The following is a 22,003-nucleotide window of genomic DNA, read 5'->3' on the forward strand; positions in this document are numbered from 1 at the left end:
TTTTTTGTGCCTGCTCATTTCTGGTACGGCCTTTGTGATTGGAGCCTATATAGCATGTCGCTATATTTACGAGAATGTTTCTAACCTTTTTTAATTAGAATTATGAAAAAAGTATCCTTTATCGCCCTAATGTTTGTGCTGGCAGCAGTGTTCCCGGCTCTTGCCCAGCAGCAGATCCTGCCTCCGCTTATCAGTGTGAACGGAATAGGGGAGGTGAAGCTTGAGCCAAACGAGGTAGTGATCACCCTGGGGGTGGAAAACCGCGAAAAGACCCTGGACCAAGCCCGCAAGCAAACCGATAAGCAAGCCGCCGCAATTATAGCCTATTTGCGCAAGCAAGGTGTAGATGCTAAGGATATCCAGACCTCTTTCGTGAGTCTGCAACCTATGTACGCGGGTACCGAGTTTGGGAAAGCGCAGCCTGAGTTTTATCTGGCTCAGAAAACGATGACTATCGTGATCAAAAAGATCAATAAGTTCGACGAGCTGCTTTCCGGTTTGTATGACAATGGCGTGAACCGCATTGATAATATCTACTTCAGGGTGTCAGATCTCGAAAAGCACCGTGCAGAGGCCCGTAAAAGAGCCGTGGCCGATGCCAAGCAAAAAGCCAATGCCCTGACAGCGGAGTTAGGAGCCAAAGTGGGGAAAGTGTACTCCATCAGCGAGCATACCTCCAATGGCTCGCCACGGAACGGTTACGCAAAAATGTCGATGGACATGGAAATGGCGCAAAGTGGTGGTCCGTCTATTGCCGGTGGCGAGGTAATCGTGACATCCAATGTCAGTGTGAGCTTTGTAATAGAACAATAGCCTGCACAGGTATAGCGAATAAAAAAGAGCTCCCCGGCATTTACCGGGGAGCTCTTTTTTATGATGTCAGGTATAGACGTGGTGTTTAAGGCTGCTTTTGATAGCGCTCTATCGGCCTAAAGTTATTCTGATCATCCAGTAAGAAGCTAATGGGCTTGCTGGGGTCAGCCAATAACTCCTTTTCGCGGATATCCCAGGGCTTAAGCATTTCTTCCAGCATATGCGCATAAGCCGTCATCTCCCAGGGGTTGAAGATCTCGTTCGTCACATCATCTATGATGGTATCGAGGGTGATGTCGGTGTCGCCGGGCTTGAGCGGACGCTCAAAGTACTCGGGTATCACATTAAAAATATAGGCCGCATAGAACACCCGCGCTTTAAACTCAGCCACCTGAATGGGGTGCAGTTGCTGTCCTTGTGTGAGTCGGTGGAACTTGCCAAGCGCTTTGCCGATAATACCGTTGTCGAGCAGGGTGCAGACGAGCACAACCGGACCCAGTTTGATGCTAAAAGCCATGGTGGTGAGTTCGTCCTGGTACTCGAAGGGTAGCTCATCCTCAGTTGGGCTCACTTCCAGCATAAATAAGGAGCAAGGCAGAAAATCGGCAAACGCCATGGGTACGCGCACCGACTGCAGCACCTTAAAGAATTCGCGGAACTTGCCCAGCATCTTTGGGTTCTCGCTTACCGGGTTCTGTGGCATGATCAGCGGGTCTGCCTCTTTGATCAGTTCCGTGATGAGCGTGCCGTAATACATCTTACCGATCCACTGAAACAGTTTTTTAGATTCCAGGGCCTGCAGTCCGGTTATACCTTGCTCAGCGGCCACCGCGATCTCCTTCTCCAGCGGAATGACGTGCTGGGTATGGCAGTGGTCGCAACAAGGTATAGTAAGCTCACCGTAGGTCGTGATGCTTTTATCGAGCAGCAGCAGTTCTTTGTCGCGCAGATTATACTTGTCCTGCAGCCAGGTCGCAAAAACAGGCGTTCGGTTTTCAGGTTCGGTATGTGCCCCGCACAGAAAGCAGTGCTTGTCGCTGAACTGCATGTTCGGAAACGGGTCGTATAGTTTCAATTCCGTCATGATCTTGTCGTTTGAGGGTGCAAAGATACGAAGAAGAGCCTGTCAGAATCAGGATTTCGGGGATTAAGATAGATTTACTGTATTGATAATGTCGGCAAGAGCTTAGATGCCTCGTAGCGTCCCAGAAAACGTTCGGAACAGGCTTTCAGACCTGAATGTGGCTTGTGACTTTACAGGTAAAGCTTGTCTGAATGAGGATTTTCAGGATGGACAGGATTTTCTCAAATGTCGGGGCCAACCACCCCTGACCCCTCAGAGCTACGCTCGCTACTTTGAAACTCTCGTTCTTCTCAGTCCAAGGAGGGGAATCTGCAATTCCAGTTTCAAGATATTAGCGATGGAGTTATTGTTTCAGACCACTGGCAGGTATAGCAAGACTAACTTGCCCAGGGAGCTATGAAACAGAAGACATTAGCCAGGTGCACCAAATGACACTCCACTGTTCGAGCGTTCAGCGAGTTTGGAGCGTCTTGATTTTTTTGCTTACTTTTTTCATCAAGGAAAAAAGTAAGGCCGGCCAGGGCAAGCAATGAAACAGATTAGCTTAAGGTATAGCCAGTCTGAGGCTACGCCAGGTATAGGTATACCTGGGCCAGAGGCCCCTCCATAGCCGTCACGAGCGTGGACGCTCGCGCCCTAACCGCTATACCTGACAGGCACTTGGAGCGTCAGCCTGAAGCAATTAATGAAATAAGAAATGATCTAATCGAGAGAAATGAGAAAGAAAAAGTTTAACAGCAAGCCTGTAAGCCGGGTTCTGTCGTCAGGCCGAAACCCAACGTCTTATCATTTATCTAGGCCTGCACTCGCGCGCAGGCTCCATCGACCTACCCACTGACATCGGACGAGCAGCCCTTAGCTCCGCCGAAGCGAGGCGCTGTCAGCCTATTTGGTCTTTCAACTCCTAAGGTTTACCCAGCCGGACTGGTCACCCAGCCGCTGGTGCGCTCTTACCGCACCTTTTCACCCTTACCAGTTTTGCAACTGGCGGTTATTTTCTGTGGCACTGGCTGTAGCCTTCCCGTCTCCCGAAAGGCCCCTTCCCGTTAGGAAGTAGGATGCTCTGTGTTGCCCGGACTTTCCTCTCCTCCCTTGCGGGAGCAGCGATAAGACGGCTTGCTGTTAAGCTTTCTATACCTGCAAAGGTATGATTAAATTGTTGGATTGCTTAATTGTTAAAGTGTTGAATGGTTAAATTGTTGATTGTTAATTGATGATTGTTTGGTGCACGATTTGGGCAGTAAGCGACCATTATCAGCCATGAAATTGCCCTTGTAGACGTTACGTTAAAATGCATTGCAAAAACAATTTAACCATCAACAATTTAACAATCAATATTTACCTCAACCTCACCAATGTCGCGCCATACCCGAATTTCTCTTTCTTAGCGTCTTCGAAGAAGCGGATGCCCGGGGTACGGCTCAGGATTTTCTGGATCTCTTTGCGGAGCACGCCGTTGCCGGAGCCGTGTATGAAGATGATTTCGTGCATGTTGGCGGCTATAGCACGGTCCAGTGCATCCTGAAAGCGTTCGAGTTGCAGTTTCAGCATGGCGCTGTTGCTCATCCCAGCGTGGTCCTCAACCAGCTTCTCAATGTGCAGGTCTATTTCGTGCTCGGGTGCCTGTACTTTAATATTCTCCTGCGTGGCGGGCTTTTCGGAAAGCTGTTCTTTTATCTTGTCGGTGTCAACGGTAACCGGTTTGGTGTCGAGTTGGAAAAGATAGGCTTCCTTGTTGAGAACCGGCGCGGTTTTCTTGCTCTTGTAAAAGGAGTTGGCACGGAACTGCACCTTCTTGGTCACCGGTTCAAACAGACTCGGAGCGCCGTTGCGGTGCTGCAGAAACTGCACGATTAGCGTCGGCCATTTCTCGAAGTCCTTCATGTGGTAATGGCTCACGACACGGCTCGCCTTTGGAGCCAGCTTGTCGTTCTGCAATCCGCGGTACTGGTTGTTGCGCTCTTCGCCAGAGGTAAAAAGCACATCATAGTCGGTGTTGTTCACAACCGTAGCAGCCAGCAGCTCCTCAGACTGGTGTACCATGGCCAGGTAAATGCCCTTCTCGGCGAACACAGGCGCCTGTGGCTCTTTGCGGACAGTTTGCTTTGCGTAAGCTTCCGGCTCCGTATTGCGGAATGCCTTGGCTTCCTCCGGCGCGATCAGCACGATCTCCCGGCGTGAAACAGGTATAGTGAAGTCGTTGTCGATGGCGACCTCAACAATGTTATTGTCCATTATGCGGGTGATAATGCCTTCTTCCCGGCCTGACATCAGGCGCACGCGATCTCCTACGTTCATAGTTTATTCTTTAAACAGGTATAAGCCCTTGAGTTTTTCAATCCTTTAGTTGTCCTCGTATACCTGCCACTCTCTAAAATGGGGTAGACAAAGTAAAACAATGTACAGTAATCAGTATACCGTAAAGGTACGACTACACAAAGATACGATTTGTGCGGCGGAATAACTGCCCTGATTTAGAAGTATAGCGGATGGAAGCGCAGTCCGTCTGTGCGGTTGTACTCCAGCGCGGGAGCCGGGATTTTGATGATGCTGAGCACGTATAGCGTAGTGTTGAGCACTTTGCTGCGCCCTTTGAAGTGCATCAAGTTGAGATCCGGACTGAGGTAAAACTGCCGTCGCGCCTTGAAGCCGCGGGTTTTGTTCATCTCCGGATCGTTGTATACCATGCCTTCCGCACCGTAGCCGACCGCAATACTCAGCCATTTGGGGTACCTGCTTTCCTCTTTCAAAAAATCCCCCACATTCACAGAGAGCCAATAGGTCTGTCCGTTGTAATCTTTGAGCGTTTGCTCGGGTAAGGTATGGCCCAGCACATTCGGCCGCTCCGCTGCATAGTGTGTCGTCTGGAAAGAAAACTTAGGCATAATGCGGACCTCCCGCCAGGCCAATTCCTGCACCACCACTGCTGCCGATCCCACGGTGTTGGCAATGGCGTCGCCAACCGAGGCACCGTAGTCCGCTTGAGAGCCGTCGAAGATTTCGATCGGGGTTTGCAGGATGATGCCGGTCAGGCCGCCATACTGGATGGCTTTTTTATCGGGTACACCGGCCCAGCGGAGCATGTCTATACCTGCACGGCTCTCGTGGAAGGCTCCCCAGAAGTGACCGGCCTTATCCATCTGTTTCCATTGCCGGTTATCGTTGAAGAAGTGGAAGCTTGTCCGTTCTTGGTCTTTGTACCATGCTTTGTTCAGAGAAACCAGCATGGCCGTATAACCTGCCGCAAAGCCGGAGCCGAGCAGCAGCAACCTAACCTTGTTCACAGGAGTGGCCGTAGAATCTGAGGCAGTAGCCATACCCTGCAAGGGTTGGAGCAAAAGCAGCAGGCAAAGCCAGAAGAGAAGCAGGTAGCGGTACATCAGGCCAAAGATACACATAGCTTGCAAAAAACACCCGTTGCCTGACACTGGCTTTGAAGTTTAGTGTGATTATCATCTTGCCTTAATCAGGCTTTAAACGCAACGTCATTTCTTCGTCGTCAAGCTGGAGTCCCGTAGCAGGTATACCGGTTAAAAGTGAGCCGGAACACCTGAGCACTTTCTTGCTTCAGATTTACGAGCCGAGGCACCGCATGCATCAAATTATAAAGCGTAAATAGTTTTTTGATGAGAATCTAAAGGTCGAGTTGTTGTTCAATTTGGTAACATCGCAGCTCGTGCAATGGCACTATTTTTTTAGCTATACCTGATTTGTGGAGAGATAATCTGCCAGTTTTTATATATATCCGTGATTTACAATATATTGCAAAGATTACAGCTGATCAGGTATAGCGAAAGGTGTTCACCCATCGAATTTGCAATATAACCTTATCTGGAAAAAGCCTGTATTAAGGGATGTTTTCAGAACGGCAGACTGCTCCATTTCCCGTCTGTCCTTATCTATACCTGATATTATAGTGTTGCTTATACCTGTGGTGCATCGGTTTTCCCCTTTTCGCCCTTTATCCATAAAAATATAGTGCAGCTATACCTTACATCTCACCTTGTATGAAAATAAAAAAAGTACTTGTCGCTAACCGCGGCGAAATTGCCATCCGTGTGCTCAGGGCCTGCACCGAGCTCAACATCCAGACGGTGGCCATCTATACCTACGAAGACCGTTACTCCCTGCACCGCTACAAAGCCGACGAGGCCTACCAGATTGGCAAAGACAACCAGCCGCTGCAGCCCTACCTCGACATCGACGGTATCATCAAAATCGCCAAAGACAACGGCGTAGACGCCATCCACCCGGGCTACGGTTTCCTGTCCGAGAATCAGCATTTTTCCCGCAGGTGTGCTGAGAACGGTATCATCTTCATTGGTCCGCGGCCGGAGGTAATGGGGTCTTTAGGGGATAAAGTATCGGCCAAGAAAGTGGCGGTGAGTTGCGAGGTGCCCATCATCCAGAGCAGCGACCTTGACCTGAACACCTATGAAACAGCCCGGGAAGAGGCGCACCGCATTGGCTATCCGCTGATGCTCAAGGCCGCTGCAGGTGGCGGCGGGCGTGGCATGCGTGTGATCCGCGACGATGAGCAGCTGGAGAAGGGCTTTTTCGAAGCCAAGAACGAGGCCCTGAAAGCTTTTGGTGATGATACGCTTTTCCTGGAGAAGTATGTCGAGAACCCCAAGCACATTGAGGTCCAGATCGTGGCCGACAACTATGGCAACATCACACACTTGTTCGAGCGCGACTGTTCCGTGCAGCGCCGCTTCCAGAAAGTGGTGGAGGTAGCCCCGGCCATCAGCCTGAACGAAGAAACCCGCCAGCAGCTTTATGACTACTCCATCCGCATCTGCAAGGCTGTGAATTACAACAACGTGGGCACGGTAGAGTTTCTGGTGGAGCCGCACAACAATAACATCTATTTCATTGAGGTGAACCCGCGCATCCAGGTGGAGCACACGGTGACGGAGATGATCACAGGTATAGACCTGATCAAAACCCAGATCTTCATCGCCGACGGCTATTCCCTGGACCACGAAGAAGTGCTTCTCGGCCCGCAGCATACTGTTCGGGCGAACGGCGTGGCCATCCAGTGTCGCATCACCACCGAAGACCCGGAAAACGATTTCAAACCGGACTACGGCACCATCATCGCCTACCGCAGCGCCGGTGGTTTCGGCATTCGTCTCGACCAGGGCAGCGTGTACCAGGGCGCCAAGATCAGCCCGTTCTTCGACTCGCTGCTGGTGAAGGTGTCGGCGCAGGCCCCAACCTTGCGCCATGCCGCCATGAAGATGTCGCGCACGCTGGACGAGTTCCGAATCCGGGGGGTGAAGCAGAACATCCAGTTCCTGCAGAACATCATCACGCACCCAACCTTCATCTCAGGCGACGCCACGGTAGATTTTGTGAAGAATCATTCGGAGCTGTTCGTATTTAAAAAGAGCAAAGACCGGGCAACAAAGCTCATCAGCTTCCTGGCCGATGTGATCGTGAACGGCAACCCCGACGTGAAGAAGCCGGACCCGAACAAGGTGCTGACCAAACCGGATTTCACAGGTTTCAATCTGAACAAAACCTACGAGCCGGGCACCAAGGATTTGCTCACACAGCTGGGACCGGAGGAGTTCTCGAAGTGGCTGCGCAACGACAAGCAGATCCATTACACCGACACCACCTTCCGTGATGCGCACCAATCCCTGTTGGCGACGCGGATGCGCTCTTTCGACATGCTCAAAATAGCCGAGGCCTACGCCAAGGACCACCCACAGATCTTCAGTATGGAGGTTTGGGGCGGTGCTACCTTCGACGTGTGCCTGCGCTTCCTGCACGAAGACCCGTGGCGGAGACTGGCCGAATTGCGCGAGTCTATACCTAACATCTTGCTGCAAATGCTGATCCGTGGCTCGAACGGGGTAGGCTATAAGGCTTATCCGGACAATCTGATCGAGTCATTTGTAGAGAAGTCGTGGGAGACGGGAGTGGATGTTTTCCGAATCTTTGACTCGCTCAACTGGATGAAGAGCATGGAGCCCTGCATCAACTTCGTCCGCAAGCGTACGGGTGGTCTGGCCGAAGGCGCGATTTGCTATACCGGCGATATTCTTAACCCATCCAAAACTAAGTATACTTTAGAGTATTACCTGCAACTGGCCAAGCAGTTGGAAGACGCCGGAGCGCACATCCTGGCCATCAAAGACATGGCCGGTCTACTCAAGCCATACGCCGCGCAGGTGCTGGTAGAGGCGTTGCGCGACACCGTGAAACTGCCGATCCACCTGCACACGCACGACACGTCAGGGGTACAATCTGCCACCTACCTCAAAGCCATTGAGGCGGGGGTGGATGTGGTGGACGTGGCCCTGGGTTCGATGTCGGGCCTTACCTCGCAGCCGAACTTTAACAGTATGGTGGAGGCCATGCGCTTCCAGGAGCGGCACCGTGAGTTCGATCAGAAGAGCCTCAACCGCCACTCCAACTACTGGGAGACGGTGCGCGAGTACTACTATCCTTTTGAATCGGGGCTGAAGGCGGGCACGGCCGAGGTATACCACCACGAAATTCCGGGCGGCCAGTACTCCAACCTTCGTCCGCAGGCCAATGCGCTTGGTCTGGGCGACAAGTGGGAACTTATCAAAGATACCTTTGCCGATGTAAACCAGCTGTTTGGTGACCTGGTGAAGGTAACACCAAGCTCCAAAGTGGTGGGCGACATGGCGCTATACCTGGTGTCGAACGGCCTGACTACGGTGGATGTGTTGGAGCGCGGCGACCAGATCTCTTTCCCGGAATCGGTGCAGTCGCTGTTCCGCGGTGACCTGGGCCAGCCGGTGGGCGGTTTCCCGAAAAAGCTGCAGGCCATCGTGCTCAAAGACGAGCAACCCTACGACGGGCGTCCGAACGAGCACTTGGAGCCGATCGATCTGGAGGGTGAATTCAAAGCCTTTCAGGAGAAGTTCGGGATGCACACCAAGTATACAGACTTCCTCTCGTACCAGCTTTACCCCAAGGTATACGAGGCCTATCACAAGCACTACGAGCAGTACGGCAACGTCTCCAAAATCCCGACGCGCCTCTTTTTCTATGGCATGCAACAGGGCGAGGAGGCCATCATCGACATTGCCCGCGGCAAATCCATCGTCATCAAGTACCAATCATTGGGCCACGTGGACGAGGACGGCATGCGTACCGTGTTCTTCAAACTCAACGGCCAGACCCGTAACATAGAAGTGCGCGACAAGTCGGTGAAAGTGGAGCGGGTGCAGCACCAGAAAGTGGACAAAGGCAATTCGAAACACATCGGGGCGCCGCTGCAGGGCCTGCTGTCGAAGATACTGGTGGGGAAAGACCAGGAAGTGAAGAAAAACACGCCACTGTTTGTGATCGAAGCCATGAAGATGGAAACGACCATCACTGCTTCCGAAGCCACCAAGATCGCCGACCTGCATTTGCCGGAAGGCTCGTTGGTGAATACGGATGATCTGGTAGTAAGCTTGACCTGACCCCAAGAGGTATAGGAAGGTATAGAAGAAAAGCCACCCAACCTGCAAAGGCGGTGGCTTTTCTTTTTGCTATCGTAAACCTTCGGACGTTATATCAAGTACGCTACAAGAGTCAAAAGAAAAACATTTCGCGGAAAAGGCGGTTTTATACTTGCAGATATGCTGCATGCATACTATTTTTGATTCATAGCGCAAAAGGTGCTATTCGTCTTCGTAATCGAGGCCCGCAAACTTGTTATAGGCCTGTTGCAACTCGGCAAAGGCGTGCATGTTGCCTTCCTGGCGGCTGATCAGCATCCCTTTTTTATAGGTTTGCTCGGCTTTTTCAGACTGGCCAAGCTCTGCGTACAGACTGGCGGCATGGTAATACGTGCCTACGTAACGCTCGTGTTCGCCCAGCAGCTTTTCATAGTATTCCATGGCTTTTAGCGGCTCTGACTGACGCAGTTCGGTGGCAATCGCGTAGATGGTGAAAGGTTCGTTTGGGTCTTCTTTTAAGAACTGGAAGAGTTGCAGTAATCTATTTTGAGACATTTCTATTTGGCTATATTTTAACTAACTTCGCATCAAATTTAACTTTTAAAGCTAACTATTTTATCATATGAAAATATTAGTTTGCATCAGTAACGTTCCGGATACCACATCCAAAATCAACTTTACTGGAGATAACAAAGAGTTCGACAAGAACGGGGTGCAGTTCGTAATCAACCCTTGGGATGAATACGCGCTAACCCGCGCCATTGAGCTGAAAGAAGCCAAAGGCGGCAGCGTAACCGTGCTGAACGTAGGCGAAGCCGACGCTGAGCCGAACATCCGCAAGGCACTGGCTATTGGCGCCGACGACGCCATCCGCGTGAACGCACACCCGAAAGACGCTTATTTCGTGGCGCAGCAGATTACTGCCATCGCCAAAGAGGGCGGTTATGATATGATTTTGATGGGCAAAGAGTCCATCGATTACAACGGCTTCCAGGTACACAACATGGTAGGCGAGATGATGGGCATCCCATCAGTAACGCCAGCCTTTAAACTGGACATGGTGGACGACAGCACAGCCCGCCTGGAGCGTGAGATAGAGGGCGGTAAGGAAGTGGTGGAAGTGAAGCTGCCTTTCGTAGCCAGCGCCCAGCAGCCCATGTGCGAGCCCCGCATCCCGAACATGCGCGGTATCATGACGGCCCGCACCAAGCCGCTGAAAGTAGTGGAGCCCGCAGGCGCTGAAGCCAAGTCGGAGTACGTGCACTACAGCAAGCCTGAGAAAAAGAGCGGCGTGAAAATGATTGATGCAGAAAACGCCGGCGAAGTGATTAAACTATTGAGAAACGAAGCTAAAGTACTGTAATATGTCTGTATTAGTATTTGTAGAAGGTCTGAACGGAGAGATCAAAAAATCCTCCCTGGAGGCGGCGACCTATGGCAGCCAGGTGGCTCAGGCCATGGGCACCTCCGCAACAGCCGTAGCCATCGGCGACGTAAACGAAGCTGCGCTGGCCAAATTAGGCGAGCAGGGCATCAGCAAAGTATTGTATGACTCGGATGACCGTCTGAAGCAGTTCGTAGCGGACGCTTACGTGAAAGTGATCGCGAAGGCAGCCCAGCAGGAAAGCGCCAAAGTACTGGTGTTCTCCAACTCCAACATCGGTGCCGCGGTAGGCTCCAAACTGGCCGTTCGACTGAATGGCTCGCTGGCCACCAACGTAACCGAACTTCCGAAGATGGACGGTGGCAACTTCATAGTGACACGCGGTGTGTTCTCCGGCAAAGCTTTTGCTGACGTGAACCTGACGTCCGATGTGAAGATCATCGCCGTAAAGAAAAACAGCACCGACATCGTCAGCAACGCCGGCAACACGGCTACGGTAGAGAAGCTTTCCGCTGACCTGGCGGACGCTGATTTTGCTGCTGCTCCTAAGGAGACCGTGATGCAGGATACTTCAAGCGGCGTGCTGCTGCAGGAGGCCGAGATCGTGGTGTCTGGCGGACGTGGTATGAAAGGTCCTGAGAACTGGCACCTGATCGAGGAGCTTGCCAAGGAACTGGGTGCGGCGACGGCCTGCTCCAAGCCTGTTTCCGACATTGGCTGGCGCCCTCACCACGAGCACGTAGGCCAGACCGGTATCACCGTGAGCCCTAACTTGTACATCGCGGCTGGCATCTCTGGTGCCATTCAGCACCTGGCGGGGGTTAACTCTTCTAAAGTGATTGTCGTTATTAATAAGGATCCGGAAGCGCCGTTCTTCAAAGCCGCTGATTATGGCATAGTTGGCGATGCGCTCGAGGTGCTTCCTAAATTGATAGAAGCTGCCAAAGCTTTAGACAAATAGACTTAAGAAGAGCTTAATTGTGAAAAAAATACAGCTAGAGATACTCGGGCTCTCCTCGAGCCAGTCACAGACGGGATCGTTTGCACTGGTGCTTGGCGAGCGTGATGGAAACCGCAGACTACCGATCATCATCGGTATGTTCGAGGCGCAGTCCATCGCCATACAGATAGAAAAAATCAACCCAAACCGTCCGCTCACGCACGATCTGTTCAAGACCTTTGCCGAGCAAATGAGCGTGAACATCACTGAGATTCTGATCTCTGACCTGAAGGAAGGCGTGTTCTATTCCAAGATCATGTGCACCGACGGCGAGAAGGAGTTCGAACTGGACGCGCGCCCGTCCGATGCCATTGCGATCGGCCTGCGCTTCGGGGTGCCTATCTACACGGTGGAAAGTGTGCTGTCAGAAGCTGGCATTATTTTGAGCGATCTGGAAGAGGAGGAGGACGAGAATGAAGAGATGGCTGTGAAAAGCACCACCTCAGCGTCTTCAAGTACGAAAGAGCCGCTCAATCAGACATCCGTGGAGGACCTGAACAAAATGCTCAACGAGGCTCTTGAGAAAGAGGACTACGAGCGTGCTGCCAAGATCCGGGACGAGTTGAACAAGCGAAACTAGCATAACATACGCTATACTTTAAAAGTCCTGCCCCTAATAGGGCGGGACTTTTTGTTTTAAAAGATATTCGCGTTACTTTTGGCCAAATTTTTTCAGCCTGTATGTTTGATATTTTTCGGGGTGGGATAGGACTATTAGTTCTGTTATCCATCGGCTTTTTGTTTTCCAAAAACAGAAAATCAATTGACTGGAAGCTGGTAGCCTACGGTGTGTTCCTCCAACTGCTGTTTGGTGTACTGGTGACACAGGTGCCATTGGTAGCCGATGCATTTGCTTTTGTGAGCAAGGCCTTCGTCAAGCTTCTGAGTTTCTCAAACGATGGCGCCAAATTCCTGTTCGGCAACCTCGCCGACCCTTCTCAAAACGCTGGCCTGGGCTTCATCTTCGCCTTCAACGTTTTGCCGACCATCATTTTCTTCTCGGCCGTCTCCTCAGGGCTCTATTATCTGGGAGTTCTTCAGAAAATTGTATTTGGCATTGCCTGGGTCATGTCAAAGGGTATGCGCCTTTCAGGGGCTGAAAGCCTCTCAGCCGCCGGCAATATTTTTATGGGCCAGACGGAAGCTCCGCTGCTGGTACGTCCGTTCATAAGCCGCATGACGCGCTCTGAGCTGATGTGCCTGATGACAGGCGGTATGGCGACGCTGGCCGGTGGCGTACTGGCCGCCTATGTGTCCTTTCTGGGGGGCGATGACCCTGCGCAACAAGCCATATTCGCAGCGCACCTGCTCACGGCCTCCATTATGAATGCCCCGGCTGCTATTGTAATGTCCAAAATGCTTGTTCCCGAAACCGATACGGAGCAGATAAATACGCGCCTTGAGGTAAATGAGGAACAGCTGGGCGTAAACCTTATTGATGCCATCTCCAAGGGAGCTGCCGATGGTCTGCGGCTCGCTGCCAACGTGGGTGGTATGCTGCTTGCCTTTATCGCAGTTATAGCCTTGCTCAACTATGTACTACTTAAGCTGGGAGGCGTGACAGGGTTAAATGACTTTGTCGTGGCCAGCACAAACGGAAGCTTCAGCGGGTTCTCGTTCCAATACATACTCGGGCAGATTTTCCGGATCTTCGCCTTTATTATGGGTGTTGCGTGGGAAGACACCCTGCAGGTGGGTAGCTTGCTGGGGCAGAAAACGGCCGTGAACGAGTTTGTGGCCTACCTGGACCTTGCCAACATGAAGGAGGCGGGCACTCTTTCTGCCAAGTCTATCGTGATGGCAACCTACGCGCTCTGCGGGTTCTCCAACTTCAGTTCCATTGCCATTCAGGTGGGTGGCATAGGTGGCATGGCGCCTAATCAGCAGGCCAATATCTCCAGATTAGGATTACTGTCCCTGTTAGGTGCCTCCGTGGCCTGTATGATGTCAGCAACGGTGGCTGGCATGCTCTACAGCCTGTAAGCATACCAGAGTGCTCACAAAAAAGGCTCCCGCTATACCTGAGCGGGAGCCTTTTTTGTGCTTGACAGGTATAACTGTACCCTCGTTTATGCCTATGCTTTATGATTGCCAGGTTGGGTAGTAGCGGCAGGGCCTTCTGGCTTTCTGATTGGTGGCTCTTCCTGCGTTTCTACCGCTTCTTCAGGCGAAGCCGGCGTATGATTCTCCGACTCGTGCCTGCGTTCCTCTTCTTCCCGTTCTTCCTCGCGCTCTTCCTCTTCCACTTTTTTGGCGTCGCGCATCAGGCGGTTGGCAAAGATAAAGTCGTTGAGCTCTTTGATGTCGGTGTCCATGATCTCATCTCGGTTGCCTTCCCAAAGTTTCTTGCCTTCGTAGAGGAAAAAGATCTTGTCACCGATCTCGATCACCGAGTTCATGTCGTGCGTCACGATGATGGTGGTGATGTTGTACTCCTCGGTAATCTCTTTGATCAGCTCGTCGATTTTGAGGGCCGTTTGCGGGTCGAGGCCTGAGTTGGGTTCGTCGCAGAATAGGTAGGTACAGTTTGGGGCGATGGCGCGGGCTATACCTACGCGCTTCTTCATACCACCGCTTATCTCAGATGACATTTTCTTGTTCGCCCCTTCCAATCCAACACGCCGCAAACAGAAGTCTACACGCTCCCTGCGCTCCTCCTTGCTCATTTCGGTAAGCATTCTGAGCGGAAATTCCACATTCTCCTCCACCGTCATGGAGTCAAAGAGCGCCGAGCCCTGGAAGAGCATGCCGATCTTGCGGCGGATCTCCTGGCGGATGTCGAGCTTGTTGTTGGTGAAGTACGTGCCGTCGAAAGTCACGCTGCCCAGGTCAGGCTTGATGAGGCCGACAATGCACTTGAGCAGCACGCTTTTACCGGTACCGCTGGCTCCGAGTAGCAGGTTGGTTTTGCCAGTCTCGAAGACACCGCTCACACCGTCGAGCACCTTCTTGTCGCCAAAAGCTTTATGTATGTTGTGTATTTCAATCATGTGTTTTCAAAAAAAGATAAAGCGTGCTGGCTTAGAGCAGGACGTAGGCGAGCACAAAGTCACCGATCAGGATGGCGATTACGCTGTTGGTCACGGCAGCCGTACTGGCTGCGCCCACCTCTAAAGCCCCTCCTGAGGTATGGTAGCCTGTGAAAGAGGAGATGGAGGAGATCAGGAAGGCAAACACCACCGATTTGATCAGAGCAAAAACAATGTTGTAAGGTATAAACTGGTCGCGTATGCCGGTGATGTACTCCTGTGGCGTCAGCTCACCTGATAGTGTTCCGGCCAGGTAGCCGCCCAGTATCGAGAGGAACATGGCCAGGATGACCAGCATCGGGAAAACAAGGATGGCGGCCACCACTTTTGGCAACACCAGGTATGAGGCCGAGTTGATGCCCATTACCTCCAGCGCGTCCACTTGTTCAGTAATCTGCATCGTTCCCAGACCGCCGGCAATGCTCGAGCCCACTTTGCCCGCCAGCACGATGGAGGTGATGGTAGGGGCCAGTTCTAGGATCGTCATTTCGCGCACCATGAAACCGATGGTGGATCGTGGGATGAAAGCGTTGTCGAGGTTATAGGCGACCTGCACACAGGTAACCGCACCAATGAAGGTGGAAACAATGGCAACGATTAAGATAGAGTTGATGCCGATCAGGATAGCCTCGTCAATAGTGCGGCCAAACAGGATGCGGGTCGACTCTTTACGGGTGAAAAGGCTTTGCATGAACAGCAGGTATTTCCCAAAGGATTGTAGCATACAGGCGATACGTGTTAAACAAGGTATTAAACGTGTTTCTAAACAAAAATACTGTTTAAATGCCTATATTACGGTTAAATTTCGAAAACGTATTATCTTAAAGCTATATAGAGCACATGCAGCAGTATATTTTGGTGACAGGTGGCACAAAGGGCATTGGCCGGGCCGTGATCGAGCAATTCGCAAAAGCAGGCTTCCACATCATCACCTGTTCCCGGAACGAGAAAGACCTGAAAAAGCTGAAACTGGAGATAGAGGAGCGCTATACCTTTTCCAAAGTATTTTACCAGGAAGCTGACCTGAGCGATATGGGCTCGCTGAAAAACTTCATCGCCTATGTGAAAGGCCTCAAGGTCCGTATAGAGGTGATCGTCAACAACAGCGGCCTGTTTATACCTGGCAAAGTGCACGAGGAGGACGATGCTGCGCTGCCGATGATGATCAACACCAACCTGTACAGTGCTTACTACATCACCAAGGCCTTTGTGCTGGATATGAAAAAGCGCAGGAGCGGACATATCTTCAACATGTGCTCCACGGCCAGCATCACACCCTATACCAACGGCGGTTCATACTGTATCTCCAAATATGCTTTGCTGGGCATGTCTAAAGTGCTTCGTGAGGAAATGAAAGAGCACGGGGTGCGTGTAACAGCCATTCTACCGGGCGCCACGCTGACGGCCAGTTGGGAAGGCGTGGACCTGCCGCCGGAGCGCTTCATGCGGGCCGACGATGTGGCCATGGCGATTTACGGTGCCTATACCATGTCGCCTAATAGTGTGGTGGAAGAAATCCTGATCCGGCCGCAGTTGGGAGATTTATAAGTTAGAGAGTTGAGAAGTTAAAAAGGTAGAAAGTTAAACAATGTGATTTGTAGGCACAGGTCGCGACCTGTCCAAATCGTGTAGTGAAATTATCTGCTTGAGAGGGGTGATAACGATCAACCATATAACTCATCAATCGGTTAACAGTCACCCATTCAAAATTAAAACTATGAAACTGGAAAATAAAATAGCCGTCGTAACCGGTGTGAGCCGGGGTATAGGGCTGGCCACCGTGCATGCACTGCTGGAGCAGGGCGCAAAAGTAGCTGGCTGGGGTAGAACGGCCCCGGAGGTGCAGCACGCTAACTTTGAGTTTGTGGAATGCGACGTACGCCGGGCCGACTCGGTGCAGGTGGCCTATGATCATACCGTAGAGCATTTTGACGGCCAGGTTAGTGTGCTGGTGAACAATGCCGGCCTGGGCCGCTCAGCCACACTCGAAGACCAGGACCTGGATGAGTGGCACCTGATGTTCGACACTAACGTGCACGGCCTTTTCTACTGCACCCGTTTGGTGGTGCCGGGTATGAAGGAAATGGGAGAGGGGCACATCATCAATATTTCTTCTATAGCGGGCACGACAGGTATAGAACAGATGTCGGCTTATTGCGCCACCAAGCATGCGGTCCGCGGCATTTCGCATTCGCTCTACAAAGAAGTGCGCGATTATGGCGTGAAAGTGACCTGCATCTACCCGGGCTCGGTGCAAACCAACTTCTTCGACAACATCGACAGCGTGACTGTGAACGATAACATGATGCGCCCCGAGGACATCGCCTCCACCATTCTGCATTGCCTGGAGTCGCACGCCAATTACCACCACGTAGATATAGAAGTGCGCCCCTTGATGCCAAAGGGAAGAAAGCAGGTATAGCTGATATCTGGAACAGCTTTTGTAGCTTTGCAAACCCTATTTAATGAATAATTAATAATGGTGAATGAATAATGGAAGGCAATGCTGATGCGTCATTATTCATTATTCATTAATCATTACAAAGCATGTCAGTTGAAGTAAAGAATCTTACCAAAATATTCGGGTCGCAGCGGGCGGTAGACGATATTTCCTTTTCCGTTGGGCAGGGCCAGATACTGGGTTTTCTTGGGCCAAATGGCGCTGGCAAGTCCACCACCATGAAAATCGCCACCTGCTACCTGCCGCCTACGACTGGCACCGTACTCGTGAATGGCTACGACGCCGTGCAGGACTCCATTGCCGTCCGCCGCAGCGTGGGCTACCTGCCGGAACACAACCCGCTATACCTGGATATGTACGTGCATGAGTACCTGCAATTTGTGGCTTCTGTTTACGGCCTGAAAGGACGCCGGGCGAAGGGGCGCGTGCAGGAAATGGTGGAGCTTTGCGGACTCACGCTGGAGCAGGGCAAGAAGATCGGAGCACTTTCCAAAGGTTATCGCCAGAGGGTGGGCCTGGCGCAGGCGTTGGTGCATGACCCCCAGGTGCTGATTCTGGATGAGCCAACCACCGGCCTTGACCCGAACCAGATCGTCGAGATCCGGGCACTGATCAAGCGCATCGGGCAGGACAAAACCGTGATATTCTCGACGCACATCATGCAGGAAGTAACGGCTATTTGTGACCGTGTGGTGATCATCAACCGCGGCAAACTGGTTGCCGACAGCGACGTGGCCAGCCTGCAGGCCGGTGCCCGTAACGAGAAGACAACCCTCGTGGAATTTGAGCAGCCTATACCTGTCGAGGCTTTGGAGCAAGTGCCGGGCGTACTGTCAGCCACACTAGCTGAGGGGACTACCTACCGGGTGGTTTCGCGCAAGGATACGGATATCCGTGCTACCCTGTTCCGGGTGGCTGCCGAGCGCCAATGGCCACTGGTAGGGCTGCGACACGAAGAAAACTCACTCGAAAAAATATTCCAACAACTGACGAAGTAAGAAGTAATGAATAATTAATAATGAGGAATGATTAATTCAGGTACGATATGCTCTTTGGCTATACCTTGTTTTTTTCTGATCACTTAAAACCATTATTCATTCGTCATTATCCATTAATAATTAATATTAATGCTCGCTATACTTAAAAAAGAATTCAACGGCTTCCTGAACACCCTGATTGCCTACATCGTGATCATGGTATTTTTGGTTGCCATCGGCATGTTCATGTGGGTGTTCCCCGAGAGCAATGTGCTCGATTACGGCTTTGCGGACATGCAGACGCTCTTTAACATGGCGCCCTGGCTGTTTTTGTTTTTGATTCCGGCCATCACCATGCGCACGTTTGCAGAAGAGAAGCGCGAAGGCACCATCGAACTCCTGCTCACCAAACCGATCACAGACCTGCAGCTGATCCTGGGCAAGTACTTCGCGGCGCTCCTGCTGGCGCTGTTTGCGCTTATACCTACCCTCATCTATTACTATACCGTGTATGAACTCGGCAATCCGCAGGGCAACGTCGACTCTGCCGCAGTGGTGGGATCATACCTGGGGCTGGTGTTTCTGGCAGGTGTGTTTGCGGCCATCGGGGTGTTCGCCTCATCCGTTTCCGACAACCAGATCATCTCTTTTGTGATCGCTATTTTCCTGTGCTATATCTTTTATGCCGGCTTCGAACTGATCGCTTCTATACCTGTGTGGGGCGGATACGGCTACTTTATCAGTCAGCTAGGTATAGAGTACCACTATTCAGCCATTAGCAAGGGGCTGATCGATTCGCGCGACGTGCTCTACTTCCTGAGCGTGATCGCCATCATGATACTTTCCACTAGACTTGTATTGAACAGCAGAAAATGGTAACAGAGCAGGCAACAATACCAAAGAGCAAGCGCAGCCGCGACCTGACCCGCTTTCTGATCGCGCTGGCGGTCCTTGTGCTGCTCAACATACTGGCGGCCAATTTCTTCTTCCGGCTCGACCTGACCGATGACAAACGCTATACTATTTCGCCTGTTACTAAGCAGATGCTGTCAGAGCTTCCGGAGCCGGTGTTTGTGGAGGTATACCTGGATGGCGAGTTCCCGGCGGGCTTCAAGCGTCTGCAGCAGTCAGTGCGCGAAACACTGGACGAGTTCAGGATTTACGCAGGCGGCAACGTGCGCTACGAGTTCATCGATCCGAACGAAATAACGGACGAGCAGGAGCGTACAGAATTTTTCCAGAAACTGGCGGCTTCAGGTATACAGCCGACCAACCTGCGGGCCAATGAAGGCGGCAAACAGGTAGAGCGTCTCGTGTTTCCGGGCGCCCGTGTCATGTACAAAGGCAAAGAGACTGGGGTGATGCTCCTGAAAGGCAACCTGGCGGCCTCACCGGACGAGCGATTGAACCAATCGGTAGAAGGGGTGGAGTACGAACTGGCCACGGCAATCCGCAAGATGGCCTTCCAGGGAAACAAGACCATTGGCTACATCAGCGGGCAGGGGCAGTTAGAGACGCAGTATGTAACCGATCTGCTGGGCTCTCTGCAGGAGTTTTACCGGGTAGCCCGCGGCGAGCTGCGTGATATCCCTTCGCTGGACGGCCTGGACCTGATCATCATCGCCAAACCAACCGAAGCCTTCACAGAAGCTGACAAGTACAAGATCGACCAGTTCATCATGAAAGGGGGCAAGGCAGTGTTCTTCGTAGACGCCCTCAACGCGAACATGGACAGCGTGGGAGCAGGCGGCATGTTTGCTATGCCCTATAATTTGAACCTGGATGATCTGCTTTTCCGCTACGGTGTGCGCCTGAACCCAACGATGATCATGGACCTGAACTCCGGTTTTATACCCATCGTAACGGGCTATATGGGCGAGCGGCCACAGACAGAGATGATCAACTGGCGCTTCTACCCGCTGCTCAATACCTTCAGCAAACACCCGATCACGCGCAACATCGATGCGGTTTATTCGAAGTTTATTGGAACCATGGATACGGTGCGGGCCGATGGTATCCGCAAAACACCCCTCGTCTATACCTCCGTTTATTCCCGTGTGATGCAGGCTCCTGTGCCGCTGACGTTGGAGGAGGCCCGTATGGAAGTGAAGCCGGAGCAGTACCAGGCAGGTCCGCAGCCGGTGGGCTACTTGCTGGAAGGCGCCTTTACCTCGCTCTTCCGTAACAGGAGAGCGCCCGAAGGGGCAGCCGATCCGCAAGTGAAAGAAACTGGCGTGCCGACCAAAATAGCAGTTTTCTCGGATGGCGACCTGGTGCGCAACGAGGTAAACCCCCGTACCGGGCAGGCCTATGAGCTGGGCTTCGATAGGTATAACAACGTGACCTTTGCCAACCGGGAACTGGCCATGAACACCATCCACTACCTGTTGGACTCTGAAGGCCTGATCAACGTACGAAGTAAAGAAATACAGCTGCGGCCGCTGGACAGGGTGCGGGTAAAAGAGGAGCGTACCTACTGGCAGCTGCTCAACTTGGTGGCCCCGATCGTACTGCTGGGCCTGTTTGGGGTGGTGCGTTACTACCTGCGCAAGCGGCGTTACGAGCGATTCTAAAATTTTTGCCCTGTATGTAAAGAAATTGTGAAATGCCGCCCGGTTTCAGGTAGTTTAAATGCGAAAAATTTTTAACTTTGTCCAAATAACATTATAGCTCTACATAATGAAATTTATCGTCTCTTCCTCTGCTCTTTTGAAGCAGTTAGCCAGCATAAACGGTGTGGTAACCAACAACCCGGTGGTTCCTATCCTCGAAAACTTCCTGTTCGAGATCAACGACAGCACCCTGACCATCACAGCCAGTGACCTGGAGACTTCCATGATCACCGAACTGCAGGTAGAGGCGAAGGAAAGTGGCCGCATTGCTGCCCCTGCCAAGATCCTGATCGAGACGCTGAAGAACCTGCCAGATCAGCCGGTAACCTTCACCATCGACGAAGAGACCTATACCATCGAGATCAGCTCCTCAAACGGCCGCTACAAACTCTCCGGCGAGAACGCAACCGATTTCCCACGTGTACCTGTGGTAAAAGGTGGCAGCGCCATCGAGATTCCGTCTAACGTGCTGGCCCGCGCCATTAACAAGACTATTTTCGCAGTAAGTAACGACGAACTTCGTCCGGCCATGACGGGTATTTACGTTCAGCTGCGCACGGATAACGTAACCTTCGTCGCCACGGACGGTCACCGTCTGCTGCGTTTCCGTCGTACGGACATCACTACGGCTCAGGAAGCGTCGCTGATCATCCCGCGCAAGGCCTTCACGCTGCTGAAGTCTACGCTGCCTTCTGAGGCGACTGCGGTTCGTATGGAGTTCAACCAGTCCAACGCTTTCTTCAGCTTCGACAACATCCGCATGATCTGCCGTCTGATCGACGAGCGCTATCCGGACTACGAGAACGTGATTCCGGTGCAGAACCCGAACAAACTGGTGATCGACCGTGCCGCTTTGCTGAGCTCTGTGCGCCGTATCTCCATCTACTCCAACAAAACCACACACCAGATTCGTCTGAAGCTGTCTGGCTCTGAACTACAGGTATCTGCTGAGGACCTGGACTTCTCGAACGAGGCTAACGAGCGCCTGACGTGCCAGTACGACGGTGAGGATATGGAAATCGGCTTCAACGCGAAGTTTTTGATCGAGATGCTCAATAACATCGACGCAGACGAAATCTCGTTTGAACTGTCTACGCCGAACCGTGCAGGACTGCTGATGCCGCTTGCAAATGAAGATAATGAAAATGTTCTGATGCTGGTGATGCCTGTAATGCTGAACAATTACGTATAAGAAGATAATTTCTCCTAATGC

Annotated in this window: 17 protein-coding genes, 1 other RNA gene and 1 pseudogene; 12 read left to right on the forward strand and 7 right to left on the reverse strand. The window is 52.0% G+C overall.

The window, feature by feature from the left end; translation table 11 throughout:
• Positions 1-102 precede the first annotated feature (102 nt).
• On the forward strand, positions 103-813 hold the full coding sequence (locus Q4E40_RS13185; protein ID WP_303412788.1) for an SIMPL domain-containing protein: 711 nt from the start codon (positions 103-105) through the stop codon (positions 811-813).
• Positions 814-898: 85 nt separating this feature from the next.
• On the opposite strand, the gene Q4E40_RS13190 is transcribed toward Q4E40_RS13185, so the two are convergent.
• The 4 genes from Q4E40_RS13190 to Q4E40_RS13205 all read right to left on the reverse strand — a co-directional run bounded on the left by Q4E40_RS13190 (position 899) and on the right by Q4E40_RS13205 (position 5,295).
• The gene (locus Q4E40_RS13190) at positions 899-1,897 is read right to left on the reverse strand and encodes a hypothetical protein (protein ID WP_303412789.1); all 999 of its coding nucleotides are present in this window, start codon (positions 1,895-1,897) and stop codon (positions 899-901) included.
• A gap of 730 nt (positions 1,898-2,627) precedes the next feature.
• Positions 2,628-3,020: RNase P RNA component class A (rnpB, locus tag Q4E40_RS13195), an RNA gene on the reverse strand.
• Between the two features lie 215 nt (positions 3,021-3,235).
• Complete coding sequence (locus tag Q4E40_RS13200; protein ID WP_303412790.1) at positions 3,236-4,195, reverse strand: DUF2027 domain-containing protein; 960 nt, start codon at positions 4,193-4,195, stop codon at positions 3,236-3,238.
• Positions 4,196-4,371: 176 nt separating this feature from the next.
• Positions 4,372-5,295 carry a DUF2279 domain-containing protein gene (locus tag Q4E40_RS13205; protein WP_303412791.1) on the reverse strand — a complete coding sequence of 308 codons (924 nt, stop codon included), beginning with the start codon at positions 5,293-5,295 and terminating at the stop codon, positions 4,372-4,374.
• 609 nt (positions 5,296-5,904) lie between these two features.
• On the opposite strand from Q4E40_RS13205, the gene Q4E40_RS13210 reads away from it, so the two are divergent.
• A complete protein-coding gene (locus Q4E40_RS13210) occupies positions 5,905-9,348 on the forward strand; it encodes a pyruvate carboxylase (protein ID WP_303412792.1) in 3,444 nt (1,147 codons plus the stop codon).
• Positions 9,349-9,549: 201 nt separating this feature from the next.
• Here the strand turns inward: Q4E40_RS13210 and Q4E40_RS13215 are convergent, their stop codons facing one another.
• Positions 9,550-9,882 (reverse strand): tetratricopeptide repeat protein, encoded by a 333-nt coding sequence (locus Q4E40_RS13215; protein ID WP_303412793.1) that lies wholly within the window; start codon positions 9,880-9,882, stop codon positions 9,550-9,552.
• A 67-nt stretch (positions 9,883-9,949) separates the two neighbouring features.
• Here Q4E40_RS13215 and Q4E40_RS13220 point away from each other — a divergent pair, with 67 nt between their 5' ends.
• The 4 genes from Q4E40_RS13220 (at position 9,950) to Q4E40_RS13235 (ending at position 13,694) form a co-directional block, all read left to right on the forward strand.
• Entirely contained in the window at positions 9,950-10,690 is a 741-nt protein-coding gene (locus tag Q4E40_RS13220; protein WP_303412794.1) for an electron transfer flavoprotein subunit beta/FixA family protein, read from the forward strand.
• Position 10,691: 1 nt separating this feature from the next.
• Entirely contained in the window at positions 10,692-11,672 is a 981-nt protein-coding gene (locus Q4E40_RS13225) for an electron transfer flavoprotein subunit alpha/FixB family protein (protein ID WP_303412795.1), read from the forward strand.
• A gap of 19 nt (positions 11,673-11,691) precedes the next feature.
• Positions 11,692-12,291 (forward strand): bifunctional nuclease family protein, encoded by a 600-nt coding sequence (locus tag Q4E40_RS13230; RefSeq protein WP_303412796.1) that lies wholly within the window; start codon positions 11,692-11,694, stop codon positions 12,289-12,291.
• 101 nt (positions 12,292-12,392) lie between these two features.
• Positions 12,393-13,694: a NupC/NupG family nucleoside CNT transporter gene (locus tag Q4E40_RS13235; protein WP_303412797.1), complete on the forward strand. Its 1,302-nt coding sequence runs from the start codon at positions 12,393-12,395 to the stop codon at positions 13,692-13,694.
• A 263-nt stretch (positions 13,695-13,957) separates the two neighbouring features.
• Here Q4E40_RS13235 and Q4E40_RS13240 read toward each other — a convergent pair.
• Together Q4E40_RS13240 and Q4E40_RS13245 are read right to left on the reverse strand one after the other, a co-directional pair.
• Positions 13,958-14,701, reverse strand: a pseudogene (locus Q4E40_RS13240) (ABC transporter ATP-binding protein); the annotation flags it as partial.
• 31 nt (positions 14,702-14,732) lie between these two features.
• Positions 14,733-15,464 (reverse strand): MlaE family ABC transporter permease, encoded by a 732-nt coding sequence (locus Q4E40_RS13245; protein WP_303412798.1) that lies wholly within the window; start codon positions 15,462-15,464, stop codon positions 14,733-14,735.
• Positions 15,465-15,580: 116 nt separating this feature from the next.
• On the opposite strand from Q4E40_RS13245, the gene Q4E40_RS13250 reads away from it, so the two are divergent.
• The 6 genes from Q4E40_RS13250 (at position 15,581) to dnaN (ending at position 21,982) form a co-directional block, all read left to right on the forward strand.
• The gene (locus Q4E40_RS13250; RefSeq protein WP_303412799.1) at positions 15,581-16,288 is read left to right on the forward strand and encodes an SDR family oxidoreductase; all 708 of its coding nucleotides are present in this window, start codon (positions 15,581-15,583) and stop codon (positions 16,286-16,288) included.
• Positions 16,289-16,457: 169 nt separating this feature from the next.
• The gene (locus tag Q4E40_RS13255) at positions 16,458-17,162 is read left to right on the forward strand and encodes an SDR family oxidoreductase (protein ID WP_303412800.1); all 705 of its coding nucleotides are present in this window, start codon (positions 16,458-16,460) and stop codon (positions 17,160-17,162) included.
• A 125-nt stretch (positions 17,163-17,287) separates the two neighbouring features.
• A complete protein-coding gene (gene gldA, locus Q4E40_RS13260; RefSeq protein WP_303412801.1) occupies positions 17,288-18,199 on the forward strand; it encodes a gliding motility-associated ABC transporter ATP-binding subunit GldA in 912 nt (303 codons plus the stop codon).
• 129 nt (positions 18,200-18,328) lie between these two features.
• Complete coding sequence (gene gldF, locus Q4E40_RS13265; RefSeq protein WP_303412803.1) at positions 18,329-19,057, forward strand: gliding motility-associated ABC transporter permease subunit GldF; 729 nt, start codon at positions 18,329-18,331, stop codon at positions 19,055-19,057.
• The gene (gene gldG / locus Q4E40_RS13270; protein WP_303412805.1) at positions 19,051-20,751 is read left to right on the forward strand and encodes a gliding motility-associated ABC transporter substrate-binding protein GldG; all 1,701 of its coding nucleotides are present in this window, start codon (positions 19,051-19,053) and stop codon (positions 20,749-20,751) included. The genes gldF and gldG overlap by 7 nt, the downstream gene beginning before the upstream one ends.
• A 106-nt stretch (positions 20,752-20,857) precedes the next feature.
• Positions 20,858-21,982: a DNA polymerase III subunit beta gene (gene dnaN, locus Q4E40_RS13275; RefSeq protein ID WP_303412806.1), complete on the forward strand. Its 1,125-nt coding sequence runs from the start codon at positions 20,858-20,860 to the stop codon at positions 21,980-21,982.
• The last annotated feature ends 21 nt before the right edge of the window (positions 21,983-22,003 follow it).

The organism is Pontibacter coccineus (assembly GCF_030546575.1).
Lineage (GTDB): Bacteria > Bacteroidota > Bacteroidia > Cytophagales > Hymenobacteraceae > Pontibacter > Pontibacter coccineus.

What these genes read in the sequence shown, in the direction of transcription:
- Q4E40_RS13185 (WP_303412788.1), top strand. Translation starts at nt 103, where the DNA reads ATGAAAAAAGTATCCTTTATCGCCCTAATGTTTGTGCTGGCAGCAGTG.
- Q4E40_RS13190 (WP_303412789.1), bottom strand. Translation starts at nt 1,897, where the DNA reads ATGACGGAATTGAAACTATACGACCCGTTTCCGAACATGCAGTTCAGC.
- Q4E40_RS13200 (WP_303412790.1), bottom strand. Translation starts at nt 4,195, where the DNA reads ATGAACGTAGGAGATCGCGTGCGCCTGATGTCAGGCCGGGAAGAAGGC.
- Q4E40_RS13205 (WP_303412791.1), bottom strand. Translation starts at nt 5,295, where the DNA reads ATGTGTATCTTTGGCCTGATGTACCGCTACCTGCTTCTCTTCTGGCTT.
- Q4E40_RS13210 (WP_303412792.1), top strand. Translation starts at nt 5,905, where the DNA reads ATGAAAATAAAAAAAGTACTTGTCGCTAACCGCGGCGAAATTGCCATC.
- Q4E40_RS13215 (WP_303412793.1), bottom strand. Translation starts at nt 9,882, where the DNA reads ATGTCTCAAAATAGATTACTGCAACTCTTCCAGTTCTTAAAAGAAGAC.
- Q4E40_RS13220 (WP_303412794.1), top strand. Translation starts at nt 9,950, where the DNA reads ATGAAAATATTAGTTTGCATCAGTAACGTTCCGGATACCACATCCAAA.
- Q4E40_RS13225 (WP_303412795.1), top strand. Translation starts at nt 10,692, where the DNA reads ATGTCTGTATTAGTATTTGTAGAAGGTCTGAACGGAGAGATCAAAAAA.
- Q4E40_RS13235 (WP_303412797.1), top strand. Translation starts at nt 12,393, where the DNA reads ATGTTTGATATTTTTCGGGGTGGGATAGGACTATTAGTTCTGTTATCC.
- Q4E40_RS13245 (WP_303412798.1), bottom strand. Translation starts at nt 15,464, where the DNA reads ATGCTACAATCCTTTGGGAAATACCTGCTGTTCATGCAAAGCCTTTTC.
- Q4E40_RS13250 (WP_303412799.1), top strand. Translation starts at nt 15,581, where the DNA reads ATGCAGCAGTATATTTTGGTGACAGGTGGCACAAAGGGCATTGGCCGG.
- Q4E40_RS13255 (WP_303412800.1), top strand. Translation starts at nt 16,458, where the DNA reads ATGAAACTGGAAAATAAAATAGCCGTCGTAACCGGTGTGAGCCGGGGT.
- gldA (WP_303412801.1), top strand. Translation starts at nt 17,288, where the DNA reads ATGTCAGTTGAAGTAAAGAATCTTACCAAAATATTCGGGTCGCAGCGG.
- gldF (WP_303412803.1), top strand. Translation starts at nt 18,329, where the DNA reads ATGCTCGCTATACTTAAAAAAGAATTCAACGGCTTCCTGAACACCCTG.
- gldG (WP_303412805.1), top strand. Translation starts at nt 19,051, where the DNA reads ATGGTAACAGAGCAGGCAACAATACCAAAGAGCAAGCGCAGCCGCGAC.
- dnaN (WP_303412806.1), top strand. Translation starts at nt 20,858, where the DNA reads ATGAAATTTATCGTCTCTTCCTCTGCTCTTTTGAAGCAGTTAGCCAGC.